Source organism: Pseudonocardia xinjiangensis, from assembly GCF_012911925.1.
GTDB classification, from domain to species: domain Bacteria; phylum Actinomycetota; class Actinomycetes; order Mycobacteriales; family Pseudonocardiaceae; genus Pseudonocardia; species Pseudonocardia xinjiangensis.
The window spans coordinates 1-3617 of sequence record NZ_JAAXKY010000272.1; the positions used below are offsets into that span (position 1 = coordinate 1).

The 3617-nt window shown below is 69.2% G+C and carries 3 protein-coding genes; all 3 read right to left on the reverse strand.

Annotated elements, in window-relative coordinates:
• Positions 1-156: 156 nt before the first annotated feature.
• The 3 genes from HF577_RS36820 to HF577_RS36830 are packed head-to-tail and all read right to left on the reverse strand — an operon-like array spanning position 157 to position 3280.
• Positions 157-1074, reverse strand: a complete 918-nt coding sequence (locus tag HF577_RS36820) for a carbohydrate ABC transporter permease (RefSeq protein ID WP_169400622.1) — start codon at positions 1072-1074, stop codon at positions 157-159.
• Positions 1071-1970, reverse strand: a complete 900-nt coding sequence (locus tag HF577_RS36825) for a carbohydrate ABC transporter permease (protein WP_312859627.1) — start codon at positions 1968-1970, stop codon at positions 1071-1073. The genes HF577_RS36820 and HF577_RS36825 overlap by 4 nt, the downstream gene beginning before the upstream one ends.
• On the reverse strand, positions 1967-3280 hold the full coding sequence (locus HF577_RS36830) for an extracellular solute-binding protein (RefSeq protein ID WP_169400623.1): 1314 nt from the start codon (positions 3278-3280) through the stop codon (positions 1967-1969). Before HF577_RS36830 ends, HF577_RS36825 begins: the two co-directional genes overlap by 4 nt.
• Positions 3281-3617 lie beyond the last annotated feature (337 nt).

A 3617-nucleotide genomic window follows, 5' to 3' on the forward strand; every position in this document is an offset into this window, starting at 1 on the left:
CCCTCCCACAGCCCCACCAGCTGGGCGAGCTTCTCCTCCAGCGTCATGCTGGCGACGAGCTCGGCGACCCGGGGGTCGTCGCTGCGCGTCGCCGCGCTGGTGCTGGACACGTCGGTACTCATGACGTCCTTTCGGAGGTTCGGCGATCGGGGACGTTCACTTGCCGGCGCCCGCGGTGAGGCCTGCGAGCAGGAAGCGGCGGGCCAGCAGGTAGACCACCAGCAGAGGGAGCAGGGACAGCGTCACGGCGGCCGTCACCAGCGGGACGTTCGTGCCGTACTGGCCCTGGAAGTCCCACAGCCCGAGCGTGAGCACCCTGACGTCGGGGTTCTGGGTCAGCACCAGCGGGAACAGGAACCCGTTCCAGGCCTGCAGCGCGGTGAAGATGCCGATCGTCGCCAGCCCGGAGCGGGACAGCGGGAGCACCAGCGAGAAGAGCGTGCGTACGGTGCCCGCCCCGTCGATGGTGATCGCCTCGTACAGCTCCTTCGGGACGTCCCGCAGGCTCGACGTCAGCACCACGATCGACAGCGGCAGGGCGAACGCGGCCGTCGGCAGGATGATCGCGAGCAGCGAGTCGTACAGGCGCAGCTGGGTGATCATCAGGTACAGCGGCACGATCACCGCCTGGGCCGGCACCGCCAGCCCGAGCAGGACGATCGAGAAGCCGGTGGAGACGAGCCTGCTGCGGCTGCGCACGATCGCGTACGCGGCCGGGAGCGCCAGCACGATCACGATCGCGACGCACGCCACCGTCACCAGCAGGTTGTTGATGAAGTAGCGCGGGAACTGCGACGTCAGGACGGTGATGTAGTTGTCGGCGGTGAGGCTCCTCGGGAGCGCCAACGGCCCGTCGCTGAGGTACGCCCCGGACGCCCGGAAGCTCGTGACCGCCAGGAAGTACAGCGGGACCGCGACGATCACGAACCAGACGCCGGCGCCCAGGCCGCCGACCACGTTGGGCCGCCGGTGGGAGACCGACCTCCGGGACCGCTTGCGCTCCGGCTCCGTGGGCCCGCTGGACGTGCTGGGCGGAGCGGGTGGCCGCTCGGTCGAGGGGGTTGTCGCTGTCACAGTCCCTCCCGCTGACTGGCCATCTGCCGATATCCGGTGACGCGGGTGATCACGAGCGAGAGGGCCGTGCCGATCACGAGCAGCACCACGGCGAGCGCGGCCGAGTAGCCCATCTGGAAGCTGCGGAAGCCCTCGACGTACATGTGCAGCGGCAGGATCCGCGTGGCCGTGCCGGGGCCGCCGTTGGTCAGGATCAGCACGATCTCGAAGTACGTCAGCGACCCGACGACGATCAGCACGCCGGAGGTGATGATCGTGGCCCGTAGCTGGGGCACCGTGATCGAACGGAACTGCCGCCACCGGCCCGCACCGTCCAGGGTGGCCGCCTCGTAGAGCGACTCCGGGATCGCGCGGGTCGCACCCTGGTAGAGCAGGGTGTGAAACGGCATGAACTGCCACGAGATCACGAACAGGACCACGTAGAACGCCAGTGACGGGTTGCCGATGAAGTTGCCGTCGGGCACCCCGACCAGCGGGCCCAGCACGCTCGCCAGCCCGAAGTTCGGGTCGAACAGCGTGCCCCACAGCACGGCGATCGCCGCGCCGGACATCAGCTGCGGCACGAAGAAGATCGCCGCGAGCACGGCCCGCGTGCGCTCCTTCCCCGCCAGGTAGACCCCCAGCGGCAACGCCACGGCGGTCTGCAGCAGCCACGAGAGCAGGGTGAGCATCCCGGAGAGCCGCAGCGAGTCGAGGAAGATCTGGTCCCCGGCCAGCGTCTGCCAGTTCTGCAGACCCACGAACACCGGCGGGTTCAGCCCGTCGTAGGACGTGAAGCTGAGGTAGACCAGGGCCAGCATCGGGATCAGGGCGAACAGCCCGAAGAACACCAGCGCGGGCGCGACCCAGCCGAAGCCGGGCCGCGCCACATCGACGTGCGAGGTCGAACGACTCACTTCGAGGCCGCGTCCATGGCCTGGCCGAACTGCTCGGGGGTCATGCTGCCCAGGAACACCTGCGAGAGGTTGGTCAGCATCGACTGCGAGACGTCGGCGGCGAGAGCCTGGTCCCAGGACTGGGTGAAGGTCGGCGCCTTCTGCACCGCGGAGTAGGAGTACTGGTTGAAGGCCGCGAACTGCCCGGTGGCGACCTGCTGGTCCAGACCCTTGATCGCCGGCACCTGACCGACGTCGATCATGCCCTTGACGTAGGCCGGGCTGGTCATGTTGTCGACCAGGAACTTCGTGGCCGCCGCGACGTCCTTCGAGCTCGCGGCCACCGAGTAGAAGTTGCTCGGGTTACCGACGAGGTTCTTCGGGTCGCCCGTGCCGCCCTCGACGGCCGGGAAGTCGGCCCAGCCGAGCTTGTCGGCCTTCAGGAAGTCGGGGAAGTTGTCGTTGAGGCTCGTGACCTCCCACGACCCCATGAGCTCCATCGCCGCACGACCGCTGGTGAGCAGCGCCTGCGAGCCCTGGTTGTCGTAGTTCACGGCGGAGAAGTTGCTGCCGAACGCACCCCGGTCGACGAGGTCCTTGATCTGCGTCAGCGACGTGATCACGGCGGGGTCGCTCCACGCACCGGGCTTGCCGTCGGCGATCGCCTGGAACTTGTCCGGGCCACCGTTGCGGTCGAGGAGGTACTCCAGGTACATCAGCTCGGTCCACGGCTGCGAGCCGGCCAGCGAGATCGGCTGGATCCCCGCGGCCTTGAGCTTGTCGATGGTCTCGAGGAAGCCCTGCCACGTGGTGGGGAACGCGGTGATGCCGGCCTTGGCGAAGGCGTCCTTGTTGTAGAAGAACGACACGGGCTGCACACCCTGCATCGGGATGCCGTAGATCTTGCCGTCGATCGTGCCGACCTGCATCACGCTGGGCAGGAAGGCGTCCTTGACCTCGGGCTTCGCGTCGAGCGCCGCGGTCAGGTCGGCGACCTGGCCCGCGTCGACGTAGCCCTTCAGGTTGCCGCCGCCCCAGTTGTAGAAGATGTCGGGAGCGTTCGGCGAGCCGATCGCGGTCTGCAGCGCCGCCTTGTAGGGGTCGTTGACGTAGGTCCGGAGCGCGATGTCCGGCCCCTCGCCCGCGTTGAACGAGTCGACGGCGGCCTGCTGCACACCGTTGATGCCCTCGTTCTCGAGCGTCCACAGCGTCAGCCCGCCCGAACCGCCCGCCCCTGCGGGGCCGGCGGTGCCACAGGCGGCGGTGGCCGTGACGGTCAGTACGGCGGCCGCTGCAACCAGCGTCGTCCGCACGGTGGACCAGGTGGGCATGTGCTCTCCATCGGGGAGTCGGATCAGTGGTTGGTCCCGGCAGGCCCGCGTCAGGCGGCGGCCGGGACCCTGGCGTCGGCGGGCTGCTGCGGGGTCGTCCGCCGCGTGAGGACGTGCGGAACGTGCGTCGGGGGCACGTGAAGGGGAGAGTTCGCCTCGTCCGGACCCGGCCCCGCGACGGCGGGAACGGCCACGACATCCCCGGCCGGAGCCGGCGCTCCGGCGGCCGGGAGGGCACGCCGGGATCGACTGGTCACATGACTCCCCTTCGAGCCGGTGCCGAAACTTTCCGAGACTTGCGAACTGAGGGCCGACCGTAGGTTTCCCGCCCGCCCCC

What these genes read in the sequence shown, in the direction of transcription:
- HF577_RS36830 (WP_169400623.1), bottom strand. Translation starts at nt 3,280, where the DNA reads ATGCCCACCTGGTCCACCGTGCGGACGACGCTGGTTGCAGCGGCCGCC.